The following is a 16397-nucleotide window of genomic DNA, read 5'->3' as shown; positions in this document are numbered from 1 at the left end:
GGGCGGTAAATTAGAATTTCAAGTATAAGTTAATGAAAACGAATTCATCTTCACAAAGGAGCCGGTAACATGCTTAGAATAGTAAAAGTCGAAAACGGGACAGTCCAGGGACTGCCGGCAGCCGATCCCCGGATTACAAGCTTCAAGGGGATACCCTTCGCTGCTCCGCCTATAGGCGACAACCGCTGGCGGGCGCCGCAGCCGGCTGCAGACTGGGAGGGTGTGCTGCATGCTTACCAGTTCGCAGCGGTCTCCATGCAGGTGAGGCAAGAGCTGGATGATAATAACATCTATACCCGCGAATGGGCCGTAGAACCGGACATCGCAATGAGCGAGGATTGTCTGTACCTGAACGTATGGACACCAGCTAAACTTCCGGACGAGAAGCTCCCTGTATACGTATGGTATTTTGGCGGAGGCCTGCAGGTAGGCCATCCGGCTGAGATGGAATTTGACGGTGAACCTATTGCACGCAGAGGCATAGTGGTAGTGACAATCAACTACCGCCTGAATGCCTTCGGATTTCTTTGCCATCCGGAAATAACAGCGGAAGCGCCGGAGGCGCCCGCCAACTTTGGCAACCTCGATCAACAGGCAGCGACCCGCTGGGTGAAGCGCAATATTGCGGCATTCGGAGGCGATCCGGACAATATCACCATCGGCGGACAGTCAGCCGGCGGCGGGAGTGTCATGAGCCAGCTCACTTCACCACAGAACGAAGGTCTATTTCAGAGGGCGATTGTTGAAAGCGGGATTTTCACAAAGCTGTATCCGGGAACCCTGCTGCCTCCTCACCGCAGTGATCTGCATGAGGCTGAGCATGACGGTACCCGGTTCTTCAATTACCTGGGCGTATCCTCACTTGCAGAAGCCCGGCAGCTGGATGCGGTCTATCTTCGGGACAAGGCCGTAGAGTACGGGGGATTCTGGGGCACGGTTGCTGACCAGAGATTCCAGACAGGCAACCCGTTCGAATTGTTTCTTCAGAACAAGCGCTTGAAGGTACCGGTAATGCTGGGTCATACCTCCTCGGAGTTCTTTAGTACCCCGGACGCCGGGACATTCGACGAGCTCAAGAAGCTGGCCGCAGACATGTTCGGTGAGGATGCCGGTACATTCCTCGAGCTTTGCGGAGATCAGACCGTTCCAATAGAGGAAGCCAGACAGAGAGCTTCGGTTAGCGGAATAGAATATGCGATTCGCATTGCTGCGCGGGCCAATGCCGACACCGGCAGCGAAACTCCGCTTTACTATTATAATTTCGATGCTGAAATACCGGGCTGGGATAATCCCGGCACCTTCCACTCTGTGGATCTCTGGTTCTTCTTCGAGACGCTCGCCAAATGCTGGAGGCCTTTTACCGGCAAGCATTATGATTTGGCCCGGCAGATGTGCAATTATTGGGCCCATTTCATCCGTTCCGGTGACCCGAACGGCCCAGACTCCACAGGAGCGGAATTACCCCGGTGGGAACCGTATACCCCGGACGCGCCGTACGGGATGCTGTTTGCAGACAAGGCGGAGTTTTCCCGACAACAACCGGAGGCCATGATGAATTTCCTTGTTCAGCAATATTTCAGGAACCGCGAATAAACCGGTTTGATTGAAGAGCTCCAATTCTAGCGTTTAGCCTGCTTCTGGAAATTTCTCGGTGTATGCCCGGTCATTTGCTTGAATTGCCGGCAGAAGTGTTCCACATTCTGATATCCGCACCTTGAAGCCACATCGGCAATGCTCTGGGCATTGTGAATGAGGTATTCCTTCGCCATACGGATCCGGCTGCTGATGACATCATCCATGCAGGAGATTCCGAATGTTTTTTTGTAAATATTCTGAAGATAGCCCGGGCTAATGAGGAGAAAATCAGCCATTTTTGAAACGGTCCAGTAATCCCCGGGGTTGCTCTGAATAGCCGTGCGCAGCTTCAGCAATTTGTAATATTGAGGTGTAATATTATCCTGGAAATAGGATTCCCACAGTTTGTTGAATAAGGTCCGGAGCAGATAATCGATGGAGGATTCTTTGCAATTCCGGTTGAAATTGTGTTCGCTGACCATCAGCTCAAGCAGCTTTTGGCAGTAGTCAGGGTCACTTAACGCAAAGGGCACACCAAAAGGAAGCGGAGATTCCGTGATATAAGGTTCATCGGATTCGAAGCGGATCCAGTCATTGACGAATTGACCGGCGCTGGCCCGGTAATAGACTTTTTGCTGTGGACGATAGAGGATTACATTGTGAGCGGGATAGAGCTTAAGTCCGCCATGTACCCAGAACTCTGCTGGAGTCTTGGTAATAACAAGCAGCCAATGAGAGCCTTCGGGAACATCAATAACAAAATTACCGGCGTGTGAAGTATTACACTCAACATAGTGTATAAGGGCCATCGCGTTCTCCTCCTGGCAGACATGGCGTACTAGCATAGCAAATACAAGAACCCGCCCCTGTCAGGAGCGGGTTCCCTGTCTATCTATAAATCCGGTAGTTTCCGCTCAGCGCCAGCATAGTGAAGAAGTACAGGCAGTTGTCGTAATACCGGCGCTCCCCTGTACGAAGCGGCGTATGCCAGAACAGCTTGACGAAAGGCCCGGCATCCGGTCCATCGGCTGCAAGCGAGGCCATAGCCAGTGTAGCCAGCAGGCCGACCGGATGCAGGGAAAGCTCGTCAAACGGCTGCCCGTCAATGGTATAACGCCGGTAATCCTCAGGCTTGGTGTCACGGAAGAACGCCTGAATCCGGTTAGACTGCTCCACCTGCCAAGGGTCACAGCGGAACCATTCATAGTCCAGCCCGATGTTGGCGGCGACCCGGTATGCATCGCTGAAGAAGTGGCGGAAGTCACCGTGCGGCTGGGGTTCAGCCGGAGTCCCGTCATAATTGGCGTATTCCGGCGGCAGGCCGGTTTCGGGATGGCAGGCCTTATGCAGATAGGCTCTGCTTTGGGTTGCCGCATCCCTCCAGAATGCCCGGTCCGCTTCATCTGCCTGCAGAGCGAATAAATCATAGAAATGCGGCAAATGGTAGGAAGGGTCGCTGAAGGGGGTCTCGGGAATGAACTTAATCAGCCGGGTTGCAGGGTCCCACATGGGATCGCCTTCTCCGTCTTCGCCTTTGTGTACACAGGCGCGGAGAATGATTCTGGCCTGCCCGGAATAGTTGAACGGCTCGGGGCCGTCGCCCCAGCGCGCCGATGCAAAGAACAGCGCCATGGCGAAGAACTCTTCACCGTCCGGCGCCGGACCGGGAGACAGCCGCGTGCCGTCCAGCTTGCAGTGCCAGGCAAAATAATCCTTGTAACGGCCTTCCGTATGCTGCATATAGACCTTGGCGAACTTCCAGAGCCGGTCGAATTCCTCCTTTTTATCCATTTGAACCGCCATCATCATCCCGTAGGACATGCCTTCGGTACGCACATCGGTATTGCCGGTATCTACGATATATCCCTTATCGTCACCCATAGGATGGTAGATTCGGACCCCGGGAGCGCCGTAGAAAAGCTCGTTCCACGTATCTTCAAGCCTCTGAGCAATGGCCTCTGGCGACAGGCCGTTCTCAAGGAACAGGTTTCTGTATTTTCCCGTATAAAAGGAGCCTTCTGTGAAAAAATTCATAACAATCCTCCAATGGATAGCATTTTGCCCAAAGTATAACATAACCGGCAGTATAGAAATTAAAGCGTTTTCCTTGAAATTTATAGGTGAGTCCGGCCGCGTCCAATCATCTAAGGATAGATCAATCTTAGGTGTCTATATGTCATGGACTTCGCTAAAGCGGCTTCTCTATACTGAAAGGGATAGGGACATACAGGTGACGGTGCTGGCGTAGCCCGACATATCCAGGTATATAACGAACAACTAGGGGGACAACAGAAATGACGCAACAACAGGGATTCAATCCGTATCTGCCATCCTGTGAATACATTCCGGATGCTGAACCTTATGTATTTGAAGGCAGAGTGTATGTGTATGGCTCACATGACCGGTTTAACGGACACGCCTTCTGTCTGAACGACTATGCCTGCTGGTCTGCTCCTGAGGACAATCTGGCCGATTGGCAGTATGAAGGTGTGATCTACCGGACTACGGATGACCCGCTGAACCCGGAAGGCAGCATGTGCCTCTATGCACCGGATGTGACGAAGGGGCCGGACGGACGGTATTATCTCTACTATGTACTGGACAAGGTTCCTGTCGTATCGGTGGCTGTCTGCGGCAAGCCGGGCGGCAAATATGAATTCTACGGCTATGTAACCTACGGTGACGGTACGCGTCTGGGCGAACGGGAAGGCGACGAGCCGCAGTTTGATCCGGGGGTATTGACCGAAGGAGACACCACCTACCTGTACACCGGCTTCTGCGGATACGGGGACAAGTCCAGACACGGCGCCATGGCTACCGTGCTGGGTCCCGATATGCTTACGATTATTGAGGAGCCTGTGTTCGTAGCGCCGAGTCAGCCTTACAGCGGGGGGACAGGATTTGAAGGCTATGAGTTCTTCGAGGCCCCGTCTATCCGCAAAAGAGGGGATATCTACTACCTGATCTATTCTTCGATCTCGATGCATGAGCTGTGTTATGCGACCAGTAAGCATCCGACCCGGGATTTCGTCTATCAGGGAGTCATTGTAAGCAATTGCGACCTGCATATTGATACGTATAAGCCTGCGGACCAGCCGATGTATTATGGCGGCAATAACCACGGCAGTATCGTAGAGGTTAATGGAGAATGGTATATCTTCTACCACCGCCATACCAACGGGACAGCATTCTCCCGCCAGGGCTGCATTGAGCGGATTGAATTCCGCGCAGACGGCACGATCCCCCAGGTGGAGATGACCTCCTGCGGTCCGAACGGAGGCCCGCTCCAAGGAAGCGGCGAATATCCGGCCTATCTGGCCTGCCATTTGTTCTGCAAGGATCAGGAGATGTACACCGGAGGCTTCGGCCCGATTGGTGCCTGGATGGACAGCCGGTTCCCGAAGATTACCCAGGACGGCAGGGATGGCGATGAAGAGACCGGCTATATTGCCAATATGACCGATTCTGCTACCGCCGGATTTAAATATTTCAAGTGTGAAGGGGTTACCCGGGTCTCCATTAAGGTGCGCGGTTATTGCCACGGCGAGTTCGAGGTGAAAGCGGCCTGGGACGGCCCGGCACTCGGACGTATCCCGGTAGGGTTCACGAATGTCTGGAAAGAATACACTGCGGAAGTGGCGATTCCGGACGGCGTTCAGGCGCTGTATTTCACGTACACCGGCAACGGCGGCGCCCAGCTTGCTTCGTTTACGCTGAAATAACCCGGAGAATATGCTGAATATGGCTTGATGCACAAGCAGCACTTGGAAGTTCCCGGGTGCTGCTTTTTGTTGCTGCAAGCTGTGAGCAGGAAGCAGGGAGCGAGCCGCTATGAAGGTAGCTAGGCTAAGCGCACTACCGCTACACCCCGGAAGAATAACGGGCCTTGTAGTCTGAAGGCGTCATGTTCATATAATGCCTGAACCACTTCGAGAAGTAGCTGACATGCTGATAGCCTGACTCCAGTGCAGCCTCCAGCACGTTGTATGATCCGCTGCGGAGCAGACTGGCCGCCTGGCTGATGCGGATATAGTTCAAATACTCCATTGGGCGCATGCCGGTCTGGGCTTTGAAAAACTTGCAGAAATGCGAGCGGCTAAGCGATACAACGGAGGCAAGCTGATCCAGCTCCAGCCTGTCACGGGAATGCTGCTCCATATAGCTCAGCACTTCCCTGATTTGCCGGTTGTATTCGCGCCTGTGGCGGGGTTCCGGATCCGGATTCTGTCCGGTGAGCCTGTATTGATGACTGTCTGCAATGAACAGCAGCAGGAGAGCCTTCAAGCTCAGTTCATACGCCGCAGACTGATGCTCATAGCGGTTCAGCAGCTCTTTTATCAGATAGAGCAATGGAGTATGAGTATCATCTGCAGCAGATAACAAGGCGGGCAGCCGGGTTGTCCCCTGCAATAGAGGGTCTAGGAACAACGACTGCACCCGGTCCGGATACGGTGAAGAGAGCCAGGAGCATTTGAACACGATGGAGTAATAACAGGTGCCGCCTGAGACGGTGTCCATGCCCGAATGAAGTTCCCCCGGGTGAACGATCAGGGCATCGCCTGCCTGAATGGTGAATTCCCGGCTCTCGACTTGGAAGGTAGCCCGGCCTTCCGCCAGATAAATGATCTCCATCTCATTATGCCAATGCACGGGTAGAATCGAATGAACGCGGGCCTGATGCTCTACCCTGTAGATATGAAGCGGGAATTCAGGCTGACCATGCAGCTTGTTCTCACGGTAACGGTGTTCGTACATGATTACCTCCTGCGAATCGCAATATTGTGCTTATAAATCACAAATATATGCTAGATAACGGATATTAATAATAATATCATTATAATCAAAGAAGTCATAATGAAGGGTGGAACTATTGTGAATCTGATCGCTACACACTCCGGTACAGATGGCGTAAGGCTGGAGACTACAGAGGGGATTATGCATATCGCCATGTATACGCCAGGCATTGCCAGAATCCGGTATACCCTGAATGCGGAGCTAAGCGGGAAAGAGAGTCTTATGGTAGTGAGCCGCCCGGAGGCGGAGAGTGTAGAGTGGACGGTTGAGGAACACTCCGGCCATCTGGAAATTTCGACAGTGCTTCTTAAGATTAAGGTGGACAAGTTAACCTGCGCGTTCAGTTATTGGGATGCGGATGGCAGGCTGCTGACACGGGAGCCGTCCAGAGGCGGCAAAACCCTGGAGCGGACAGAGGTCTATCATACGGTCTTCGATGCTTCGGCAGATACGGTTGAGACCGGTCAGGGGGCCGATGGTCTGCGCGCGAGAGCCGAAGGGGTCAACCGCAGGCTGGACAGAGAGGCTTTTCATACGAAGCTGGAATTTGAATGGCAGGAAGACGAAGCCCTGTATGGACTTGGCTCCCACGAGGAAGGGATGATGAACCTCCGGGGCCGGCAGCAATACTTGTATCAGCAGAATATGAAAGCGGTTGTTCCGGTGCTTGTATCTACGCGCGGTTACGGGATTCTGGTAGATTCGGGGTCGTACATGACCTTCCATGATGATGCCTTTGGCTCCTATCTCTGGAGTGATGCCGATGAAGAAATGGATTATTATTTCATTTACGGGCCCGAGTTCGATCAGATTACCGGGGGAATCCGTTACCTGACAGGGGATGCGCCGATGCTTCCCAAGTGGTCCTTCGGTTATGTACAGTCCAAGGAAAGGTACATCTCCCAGGCAGAACTCATTGCCACCGTGCAGGAGTACCGTGAGCGGTCGCTTCCCCTCGATTGTATTGTGCTTGACTGGCAGTCCTGGACGGGGAATCTGTGGGGGCAAAAGACCTTCGATCCCGAACGTTTCCCTGATCCCTCGCAGATGATGAACAGCCTGCACGCCATGAATGCCAAGCTCATGGTATCCATCTGGCCGATTATGGGCGCGGGCGGGGCCAACCATGAGGAGATGAAGGAAAGCGGCTTCCTGCTCGGCAATCAGGCTACTTATGACGCCTTCCGGGAGGAAGCGCGCGAATTGTACTGGAAGCAGGCCAATGACGGGCTGTTCTCCCACGGGGTCGATGCCTGGTGGTGCGATTGCACGGAGCCTTTTGAGGCGGACTGGAAGGGTGCGGTGAAGCCGGAACCGGAGCAGCGCCTGCTGATCAACACCTCGGAATCCAAACGTTATCTCGATCCGGGGCTGATCAATGCCTATTCCATGCAGCATTCCAAAGGTATCTATGAAGGCCAGCGTGCAGCGACCTCAGAGAAACGGGTGATCAATCTGACACGCTCCGCCTTCGCGGGGCAGCACCGGTACGGCACGGTTACATGGTCAGGCGATATCGCGGCCAATTGGGAGACGCTGAGGAAGCAGATTGCTGACGGCCTTAACTTCTGCCTGACAGGTTCTCCGTATTGGACACTGGATATCGGCGCTTTTTTCGTGAAGAAGCAGAAGGAGCAGTGGTTCTCGAACGGGGATTATGACGAAGGGGTTGCCGATCTCGGATACCGTGAGCTGTACGTCCGCTGGTTCCAGCTAGGGGCCTTCCTGCCGATGTTCCGTTCCCATGGGACGGATACGCCAAGAGAGGTGTGGCGGTTCGGAGAAGAGGGAGAGCTGATGTACGATACGCTTGTGAAATATCTGAAGCTCCGTTATAGGCTGATGCCATACATCTACTCACTGGCCGGAGCCGTCGCACACCGCAGCTATACCCTGTTCCGTGCGCTTGCCTTCGACTACCGGGAAGATGTGCAGGTCCATTCGATCGGCGACCAGTTCATGTTCGGTCCGGCCTTCATGGCAGCTCCCGTAACGGAGGCAATGTATTACGGTCCCGGCTCGCGTGAGCTAGAGGGTGTCTGTAAGCAGCGCAGTGTCTACATGCCGGCGGGGGAATGGTACGATTACTGGAGCGATGAACGGATAGAGGGCGGTCAGATGATTGAAGCCAAGGCCGGTCTGGAGACACTTCCGCTCTTCGTCCGCGCCGGCTCGATTGTTCCGCTTGGCCCGGAGATTCAATATACGGATGAACAGCCGGATGCTGTGATTAGCCTCAAGGTATACGGCGGCAAGGATGTCTCCTTCACCCTGTATGAAGATGAAGGGGATAACTACAATTATGAGCACGGCTCCTATTCCATGATCTTGATGACCTGGAGCGAAGCGGCCCGTAGCTTGACGATTGGGAAGCGGGCAGGAGATTATGCCGGTATGCAGGCGGTCAGACAATTTACTGTAGAGATCGCCGGACAGGCCGGAAGCTGTATTGTAAATTATGAGGGTGAAGCTGTAACCGTCCGGGAAGCAGACCTGAACCTTTGACTTTGAAGCCCTCAATGCGTTCTGCTGTTTCTCCGGTAGGCGGCCGGCGTCACTTTCGTGATCTTTTTGAATGTACGGTAGAAATGGGGCATGCTCTCGAAGCCGCAGGCCATAGCGATCTGCTCGATGGTATAGCATGATTGCAGCAGGCTGTCCTTAGCGGCAAAAATCCGTTTGGTCGCGATGTAATCCGTCACATTCATCCCCAGACGCTGCTTGAAGACACGGCTGAAATGGGCCGGAGAGATCGCCGCCCGCCCCGCCAATGCGGACAGCTCCAGCGGCTGATCCAGGTGGTCGTTGATATAGCTGAGTGCCTCACGGAACCAGTCCGGCAGCAAGGCGCTTGAGGTTACCGGCTCGGCAGCCTGCGGGAGGCAGTAGCGGTTCAAGTGAAGCAGCGTGAGATGGAGCAGCAGCGTCAGGGCTTGTCCGCCGTCCGGACGGCTCTGCTCCCGTTCGCCGTGGATGACATCGATATCGTTTTGTAAGATTCCGGCGTGTTCAGGAGATAGGGTGTACTTGTATTGCTTATTCTTCTTGGCCGCGTCAAACAGCTTCAGATAAGCATAAGATTCGCTGTAGGTATGGTTAAGAACAAGACCGGGGCTGAAAAATACGGCAGAAGAGGTCACCGGCTCCTCCTTGTCGGGGAATCCCCGGTGCACCGTGTTTCCGGGAACGACGATAACATCCCCCTGGCGCATTTCATAAAAGGTCTGATCGATGAAAAAGGTGCCTTTGCCGCCGTATACGTATATGAATTCGTACCAGTCGTGCTGATGGTCGGGCAGCTCGCGCTGCGGGCTTTTGGTCTCCTTGTAGTCCAGAAGCAGAGAGAACGGCAATTCATTGTCGAAATGCTTGCGGATCGGTTCCATGACGCGGCCTCCTTAGCTAAGGCTATGAATTCTTATCCTTATCATATCAAAATAAGGTATAAATTTGTTTGTTTAAGCTATTTTTATTCCTTTATCGGATGTTTAAAATAAGGTGGAATGGAGGTGCTGAGATGTATATTGATGCTCATCAGCATTACTGGAAGATAGACAGGGACGATTACGGATGGATTACACCGGATATTCCGGTGCTGTTCCGGGATTATCTGCCCGCTGACCTTGAACCGCATTTGCACAAGCACGGGATTAGCCACTCGATTGTGGTACAGGCTGCGCCGACCGTGGAGGAGACGGAATACATTCTGGGACTCAGCGAGCAGGCGGATTCCATAGCCGGTGTGATTGGCTGGCTGGACCTTGCGAGTCCTTCCTTCAAGGAACAGTATCAGCAGCTTTGCAGGCACCGGAAGTTCACCGGTCTACGCGTGATGATCCAGGAGATGGAGGACCCCGGCCTGCTTTTGACCCGTCCATATATAGAAGCGCTCACATTTCTTGCGGACGAGGATGTCCCCGTGGACCTGCTGGTTCTGGCAGATCAGCTTCCGCAGCTCATAGGGCTGCTGGATCGGGTTCCGGGTCTAAGAGGGGTCATCGACCATTTGGCCAAGCCCCCGATTGCAGCGGGCCAATTAGAACCATGGCGAAGCCGGATGGCGGAGATTGCGAAGCACCCCGGTATCTGCTGCAAGCTGTCCGGGATGGTAACGGAAGCCGGTCCAGAGGGCTGGACACAGGAGGATTTCACGGCTTATATCCATGCGGTGCTGGAGCTGTTCGGACCGGAGCGGGTGATGTTCGGCAGCGATTGGCCCGTGTGTCTGATGGCGGCAACCTATGATGAGGTGCTTCAGATCTTGCGCACGGCACTGCAGGAGCGGCTGTCACCGGAAGAGATGGAGCCGGTCTTTGGAGCGAATGCTGTGAGATTTTACAAGTTGAATTCACTATAGTAAGAAGCACTAAAGAAATAAACAAAAAGCACAGAAGCGGCCGGAAGTCCAAATGTTCACCGCAGTGACGATGATGCTACAAGTTCAAATCTTAAGTGCAATATCAAACTACAGGAGGTAGAACGCTATGAAATACAGAAAGCTGGGGAATACAGGGCTGGAAGTCTCCGTATTAAGCTACGGGGCATCGTCGCTGGGAAGCGTATTCCGGGATGTTCCCAAGGAAGAAGGAATCCGCACGGTTCATACGGCGCTTGATATGGGGATCAACCTCATCGACGTCTCTCCCTATTACGGCCTGACGAAAGCGGAGACTGTTCTGGGAGAATCGCTGCAGACTGTACCGCGGGACCGCTACATCCTGAGTACGAAAGCCGGACGTTACGGCCAGGATGAGTTTGATTTCTCCAGAGAGCGGATTATCCGCAGCGCCGAAGAGAGTATGGGCCGTCTGGGGACGGACTATTTGGATATTTTGCTGCTGCATGATATTGAATTCGGCTCTCTGGAACAGGTAATGGAAGAGGGAATTCCAGCGCTTGAGGAGTTGAAGCAATCCGGTAAAATCCGTTATTCCGGCGTGACCGGCCTGCCCCTTCCTATCTTCGAGACCGTGTTGTCGCGGACCGCTCTGGATGTAATCCTATCCTACTGCCACTATTCGCTGAATGACACGACACTGCTTCAGCTCCTTCCGCTGCTGGAGAGCCGCGGCACGGGACTAATTAATGCCTCGCCTATCTCCATGGGCCTGCTCAGCAACCGTAAAGTGCCAGACTGGCATCCGGCGAGTGCAGAGATCCAGGCCGCGTGTCAGCGCGCCGCTGAATATTGCCGGGACAACGGAGAGGACATCGCCAAGCTGGCGGTCCAGTTCTCTACAGCGAATGAACAGATTCCGACAACGCTCGTAAGCACCGCGACACCGGAGAATATCCGCAACAATATTAAATGGACGGATGAGCCGATGGATGAACAATTACTGGCAGAGGTACGGGGCATTCTGAAGCCTATCGACGGGGCAACCTGGCCGAGCGGCCAGCCGGAGTGGAACGTGATGCAAGGCCGGAACGGAGATTTATTATAATGAAGGGAATTATTTGTGAGGAGATCGGGAAGCTCGTATACCGGGAAGATTTGCCGGAGCCGGAGCTTCAGGACGGAAAAGCCATTGTAAGCATCCGGCGGATCGGAATCTGCGGCACAGACCTGCACGCCTACCGGGGCAATCAGCCTTATTTCACTTATCCGCGTGTGCTTGGGCATGAGCTGTCCGGGACGGTTGAGCGCATTGGCGACAATCCGCAAGGGCTGCGGGCCGGTGATCAGGTAAGTGTGATTCCTTATCTGCATTGCGGAGAGTGCCGGGCCTGTCTGAGCGGCACAACGAACTGCTGTCAGAAAATGAGAGTGTTCGGCGTTCATTTGGACGGCGGAATGCGTGAGCGGGTGAGCTTGCCTGTAGGCAATCTATTGAAGACAGACGGACTGACGCTGGATCAGGCGGCCATGCTGGAGCCCCTGGCTATCGGGGCGCATGCCGTGCGGCGTTCGGGTCTGGGATCAGGTGATCAAGTGCTGGTTATCGGAGCCGGACCTATCGGACTGGGTGTGATGGCGATGGCCAGATATGCCGGTGCGCAGGTGATTGCGATGGATGTCAACGATGAACGCCTGGAATTCTGCAAGGGCTGGGCGCAGGCGGAGCATACAGTGAGCGCCTTGCGCGAACCGAAGGAGCAGCTATCCGGGCTGACACAAGGCAACTTCCTGCCATATGTCATTGATTCCACCGGCAATATCTCCTCGATGGAGGGTGCTTTTGGCCTGGTTGGGCATGGAGGAACGTTGACTTATGTCGGCTTGGTCAAAGGAGATATAACCTTTAGTGATCCGGATTTCCATGCGCGGGAAATGACCGTGCAGGGGAGCAGAAATGCGACCCGGGAGGATTTTGAACAGGTGATTCGGGCCATTACTGACGGTTATATTGAGGTGGACAGCTATATTTCCCACCGCTGCTCATTCGAAGATATGACCGGCCAGTTCGAGAGCTGGCTGAATCCGGAGTCTAAGGTAATTAAGGCACTGGTAGAGCTCGATTAAATACGAAGGAGCGGAATAGCGATGACTAGCAAGGAACAGAGCCAGCGGTTATGGTACAGTGAACCGGCGCAGGAATGGAATGAGGCGCTGCCGATCGGCAACGGGCGGCTCGGAGCGATGATCTTCGGCAGGGCAGCCGAGGAGAAGCTGCAGCTCAATGAGGATTCCGTATGGTACGGAGGTCCGCGTGACCGCAACAACGAAGACGCGCTGCCTCATCTGCCCAAGCTCCGCAAGCTGATCCTTGAGGGGAAGCTGAAGGAGGCGGAGGAACTCGCCGCGATGACGATGACGGGACTGCCGGAAGCGCAGCGCCATTATCTGCCGCTGGGCGAGCTGCTGCTGTCGTTCAGCGGGCATGAGCAGCCGGCTGCGGATTATAGACGGGAGCTTGATTTGGAGCGCGGCGTATCCCGGGTGAGCTATTCAACCGGCGGGGTCCGGTATACCCGTGAGCTGTTTGCGAGCTTCCCGGATCAGGCCATAGTGGTTCGGTTGACCTCCGACCGGAAGAACGCAATCTCCCTGAAGGCCAGGTTCAACCGCCAGAACTGGAGAATGCTGGAGAAGACGGAGAAGTGGCAGAACAGCGGACTGGTGATGGGCGGAGAATGCGGCGGCCGCGGAGGCAGCTCCTTCGCTGCCGTATTGAAGGCAGTTACGGAAGACGGCACCTGCCGCAATATCGGAGAATATTTGCTTGTGGAGGGGGCAAGCTCGGTTACGCTGCTGCTTGCCGCAGGAACCACATTCCGCCATCCCGATCCGGCGCTGCATGCCAAGATGCAGCTTGAAGAACTGAGCCGGGTTCCCTATGAAGAGCTGCTGGCCCGTCATATTGCGGATTACCGCAGCTTGTACGGGCGGGTTGCGCTGACGCTCCCCGAGAACCCGCAGCTACACGGGCTGCCGACCGGCGAACGGCTGAAGCGGGTTCAGCAGGGGGAGGAGGATCACGGGCTGATCACAACCTATTTCCAGTATGGCCGTTATTTGCTGATCTCCTCCAGCCGTCCGGGTTCTCTGCCTGCGAATCTGCAGGGAATCTGGAATGACAGCTTCACCCCGGCCTGGGACAGCAAATTCACGATCAATATCAACGCGCAAATGAATTACTGGCCTGCTGAAATCTGTAATCTTGCCGAATGCCATGAGCCACTGTTCGATTTGATTGAACGGATGCGGGAGCCGGGACGGGTGACGGCTAGGGTGATGTACGATTGCGGAGGCTTTACGGCGCATCACAATACGGACATCTGGGCAGATACAGCTCCGCAGGATACCTATCTCCCGGCGTCCTTTTGGCCGCTGGGTGCGGCCTGGCTATGCCTGCATCTGTGGGAGCATTACCAGTTCAGCCAGGACCGTTATTATCTGGCGCAGGCGTACGATACCATGAAGGAAGCTGCGCAGTTCCTGCTGGATTACCTGATAGAGGATGAGGCTGGCCGGCTGATTACCTGCCCGTCTGTCTCGCCGGAGAATACGTATCAGCTGCCTGGCGGAGAATCGGGCGTGCTGTGCGCCGGAGCCTCCATGGACTTCCAGATCATTGAAGCTTTGTTCAAGGCCGTCGTCCGCAGTGCCGAGATTATCGGCCGGGACGAGGCATTCCGCGAAGAACTGCGCTCTGCGCTGGACCGGCTGCCTGGACCGCAAATCGGGAAATACGGCCAGATTCAGGAGTGGATGGAGGATTACGAAGAGGTGGAGCCGGGACACCGCCATATCTCCCATCTGTTTGCTTTGTACCCCGGGGACGCATTCACGGTGGAGCATACGCCGGAGCTGGCTGCAGCAGCCCGGACTACGCTGGAGCGCAGACTCGCAAGCGGCGGCGGACATACCGGCTGGAGCCGGGCCTGGATCATTAACTTCTGGGCCAGACTACAGGACGAGAGCAAAGCCTACACGAATGTACGGGCATTGCTGGAGCATTCGACCCTGCCTAACCTGTTCGACAACCATCCGCCGTTCCAGATTGACGGGAATTTCGGAGGCACCGCGGGAATTGCCGAGATGCTGCTGCAGAGTCACACGGATAGCATCAGACTGCTGCCCGCGCTGCCTGCAAGCTGGAGCGAGGGCAGTGTGAAGGGGCTGCGGGCAAGAGGCGGCTATACCCTCGACTTCTCGTGGGCCGATGGACTCGTTACGGAAGCGGTGGTATCATGTACCGTATCCGGTCCTTGCCGGATCGAAGGCCCGGGCCTGGATTACGTTTTCTTCATAGGGGAAGCGGGAGGCTCTTATACGTTTACCCGGTAAGCGTGAGCCGGAAGCTGCCAGGATAGAAGTTTATGGAAGATTGCGTAAACTGGATGCTGGCAGAGTTGATGATTATAGAAAATTGCGTAAACAGGAAGCTGGCAGAGCGGATGATTATAGAAGACTACGGAAACAGGAAGCTGGCAGAGTGGATGATTATAGAAGACTGCGGAAACAGGAAGCTGGCAGAGTGGATGATTATAGAAGACTACGGAAACAGGAAGCTGGCAGAGTAGCTGATTATAGAAGACTACGGAAACAGGATACGGTCAGAATGGATGATTATAGAAGATTGTGCTGGGATTGGCGCATTTGCGCCAATCCTTTTCTGTGATTATGCAGGAAATTCTGCGTATAAAATAGACCCGCCCGAAGTTGGCTGTACGCGGAAATGAAAGGGATAAATCCCTCTAATTCCGCCGAAAGTGGGCGATGCGCGGAAATGAAAGGGATAATTCCCACTAATTCCGCCGAAAGTGGGCGATGCACGGGAATCAAAGGGATAAATCCCTCTAATTCCGCCGAAAGTGGGCGATGCACGGGAATCAAAGGGATAAATCCCTCTAATTCCGCCGAAAGTGGGCAATGTGCGGAAATGAAAGGGATAATTCCCACTAATTCCGCCGAAAGTGGGCGATGCACGGGAATCAAAGGGATAAATCCCTCTAATTCCGCCGGAAGTGGGCGATGTGCGGGAATGAAAGGGATAAATCCCACTAATTCCGCCGAAAGTGGGCGATGCACGGGAATCAAAGGGATAAATCCCTCTAATTCCGCCGAAAGTGGGCGATACGCGGAAATGAAAGGGATAAATCCCACTAATTCCGCCGAAAGTCGGCGATGTTCAGGAACGAAAGCGGGCGACAAGAGGAAACGAAGAGCAAAAGTGCCCCTGAATCCGCCGAAAGTCGGCGACAAGAGGAAACGAAGAGCAAAAGTGCCCCTGAATCCGCCGAAAGTCGGCGTCAGGAAGAAACGAGGAGCAAAAGTGCCCCTCAATCCGCCGAAAGTCGGCGACAAGGAGGAAATGAGGAGCAAAAGTGCCCCTCAATCCGTCCGATGTGCGCAGGCAAGAGAAAGGTGTAAACTATCTGTCTTGTTCTTCATTTATAGCTGCAGCCGTGTAATCGCCAGCGGGTGCATTAAGTCATTTGAAATGCCGGGAGCGGCTCAACAACCGCTGGCTGCTCCTGTACTAAAGAACGGAAATTCAGTTGCCGCGCAGCAAGCAAGCGTTTTCTTTTTATCGAATTTTCGGGGGGAAGTACTATAGTTTATGAATTGTAAGCGCATTCTG

The 16397-nt window shown here is 54.3% G+C and carries 13 protein-coding genes; 8 read left to right on the top strand and 5 right to left on the bottom strand.

Annotation, left to right across the window (positions count from 1 at the left end):
• Positions 1-69: 69 nt before the first annotated feature.
• Positions 70-1593, top strand: a complete 1524-nt coding sequence (locus NSU14_RS18765; RefSeq protein WP_340946739.1) for a carboxylesterase/lipase family protein — start codon at positions 70-72, stop codon at positions 1591-1593.
• Between the two features lie 26 nt (positions 1594-1619).
• Here the strand turns inward: NSU14_RS18765 and NSU14_RS18760 are convergent, their stop codons facing one another.
• Together NSU14_RS18760 and NSU14_RS18755 are read right to left on the bottom strand one after the other, a co-directional pair.
• Positions 1620-2384 carry a helix-turn-helix transcriptional regulator gene (locus NSU14_RS18760; RefSeq protein WP_340946737.1) on the bottom strand — a complete coding sequence of 255 codons (765 nt, stop codon included), beginning with the start codon at positions 2382-2384 and terminating at the stop codon, positions 1620-1622.
• A gap of 79 nt (positions 2385-2463) precedes the next feature.
• On the bottom strand, positions 2464-3609 hold the full coding sequence (locus NSU14_RS18755; protein WP_340946735.1) for a glycosyl hydrolase family 8: 1146 nt from the start codon (positions 3607-3609) through the stop codon (positions 2464-2466).
• A gap of 260 nt (positions 3610-3869) precedes the next feature.
• Here NSU14_RS18755 and NSU14_RS18750 point away from each other — a divergent pair, with 260 nt between their 5' ends.
• Complete coding sequence (locus tag NSU14_RS18750; RefSeq protein ID WP_042135892.1) at positions 3870-5297, top strand: family 43 glycosylhydrolase; 1428 nt, start codon at positions 3870-3872, stop codon at positions 5295-5297.
• A 139-nt stretch (positions 5298-5436) separates the two neighbouring features.
• On the opposite strand, the gene NSU14_RS18745 is transcribed toward NSU14_RS18750, so the two are convergent.
• Positions 5437-6330 carry a helix-turn-helix transcriptional regulator gene (locus NSU14_RS18745; protein ID WP_052421800.1) on the bottom strand — a complete coding sequence of 298 codons (894 nt, stop codon included), beginning with the start codon at positions 6328-6330 and terminating at the stop codon, positions 5437-5439.
• A 99-nt stretch (positions 6331-6429) separates the two neighbouring features.
• On the opposite strand from NSU14_RS18745, the gene NSU14_RS18740 reads away from it, so the two are divergent.
• The gene (locus NSU14_RS18740) at positions 6430-8874 is read left to right on the top strand and encodes a glycoside hydrolase family 31 protein (protein ID WP_340946732.1); all 2445 of its coding nucleotides are present in this window, start codon (positions 6430-6432) and stop codon (positions 8872-8874) included.
• An 11-nt stretch (positions 8875-8885) separates the two neighbouring features.
• On the opposite strand, the gene NSU14_RS18735 is transcribed toward NSU14_RS18740, so the two are convergent.
• Complete coding sequence (locus NSU14_RS18735) at positions 8886-9755, bottom strand: AraC family transcriptional regulator (protein WP_340946730.1); 870 nt, start codon at positions 9753-9755, stop codon at positions 8886-8888.
• Positions 9756-9886: 131 nt separating this feature from the next.
• On the opposite strand from NSU14_RS18735, the gene NSU14_RS18730 reads away from it, so the two are divergent.
• The 5 genes from NSU14_RS18730 (at position 9887) to NSU14_RS18710 (ending at position 15336) form a co-directional block, all read left to right on the top strand.
• Complete coding sequence (locus tag NSU14_RS18730) at positions 9887-10726, top strand: amidohydrolase family protein (protein ID WP_340946728.1); 840 nt, start codon at positions 9887-9889, stop codon at positions 10724-10726.
• Between the two features lie 127 nt (positions 10727-10853).
• Positions 10854-11813 carry an aldo/keto reductase gene (locus tag NSU14_RS18725; RefSeq protein ID WP_340946727.1) on the top strand — a complete coding sequence of 320 codons (960 nt, stop codon included), beginning with the start codon at positions 10854-10856 and terminating at the stop codon, positions 11811-11813.
• Positions 11813-12832: a zinc-binding alcohol dehydrogenase family protein gene (locus NSU14_RS18720; protein WP_340946725.1), complete on the top strand. Its 1020-nt coding sequence runs from the start codon at positions 11813-11815 to the stop codon at positions 12830-12832. The genes NSU14_RS18725 and NSU14_RS18720 overlap by 1 nt, the downstream gene beginning before the upstream one ends.
• A gap of 21 nt (positions 12833-12853) precedes the next feature.
• A complete protein-coding gene (locus NSU14_RS18715; RefSeq protein ID WP_340946723.1) occupies positions 12854-15100 on the top strand; it encodes a glycoside hydrolase family 95 protein in 2247 nt (748 codons plus the stop codon).
• A gap of 53 nt (positions 15101-15153) precedes the next feature.
• Entirely contained in the window at positions 15154-15336 is a 183-nt protein-coding gene (locus NSU14_RS18710; RefSeq protein ID WP_340946721.1) for a hypothetical protein, read from the top strand.
• A gap of 46 nt (positions 15337-15382) precedes the next feature.
• Here the strand turns inward: NSU14_RS18710 and NSU14_RS18705 are convergent, their stop codons facing one another.
• Complete coding sequence (locus NSU14_RS18705; RefSeq protein ID WP_340946719.1) at positions 15383-16120, bottom strand: hypothetical protein; 738 nt, start codon at positions 16118-16120, stop codon at positions 15383-15385.
• Positions 16121-16397: the final 277 nt, after the last annotated feature.

The sequence above is a fragment of the Paenibacillus sp. FSL R10-2771 genome, from assembly GCF_038000205.1.
Classification (GTDB): domain Bacteria; phylum Bacillota; class Bacilli; order Paenibacillales; family Paenibacillaceae; genus Paenibacillus_AQ; species Paenibacillus_AQ phytohabitans.
The sequence above is the reverse complement of the archived record's forward strand: the minus strand, read 5'-3'. Positions and strand labels throughout refer to the sequence as shown.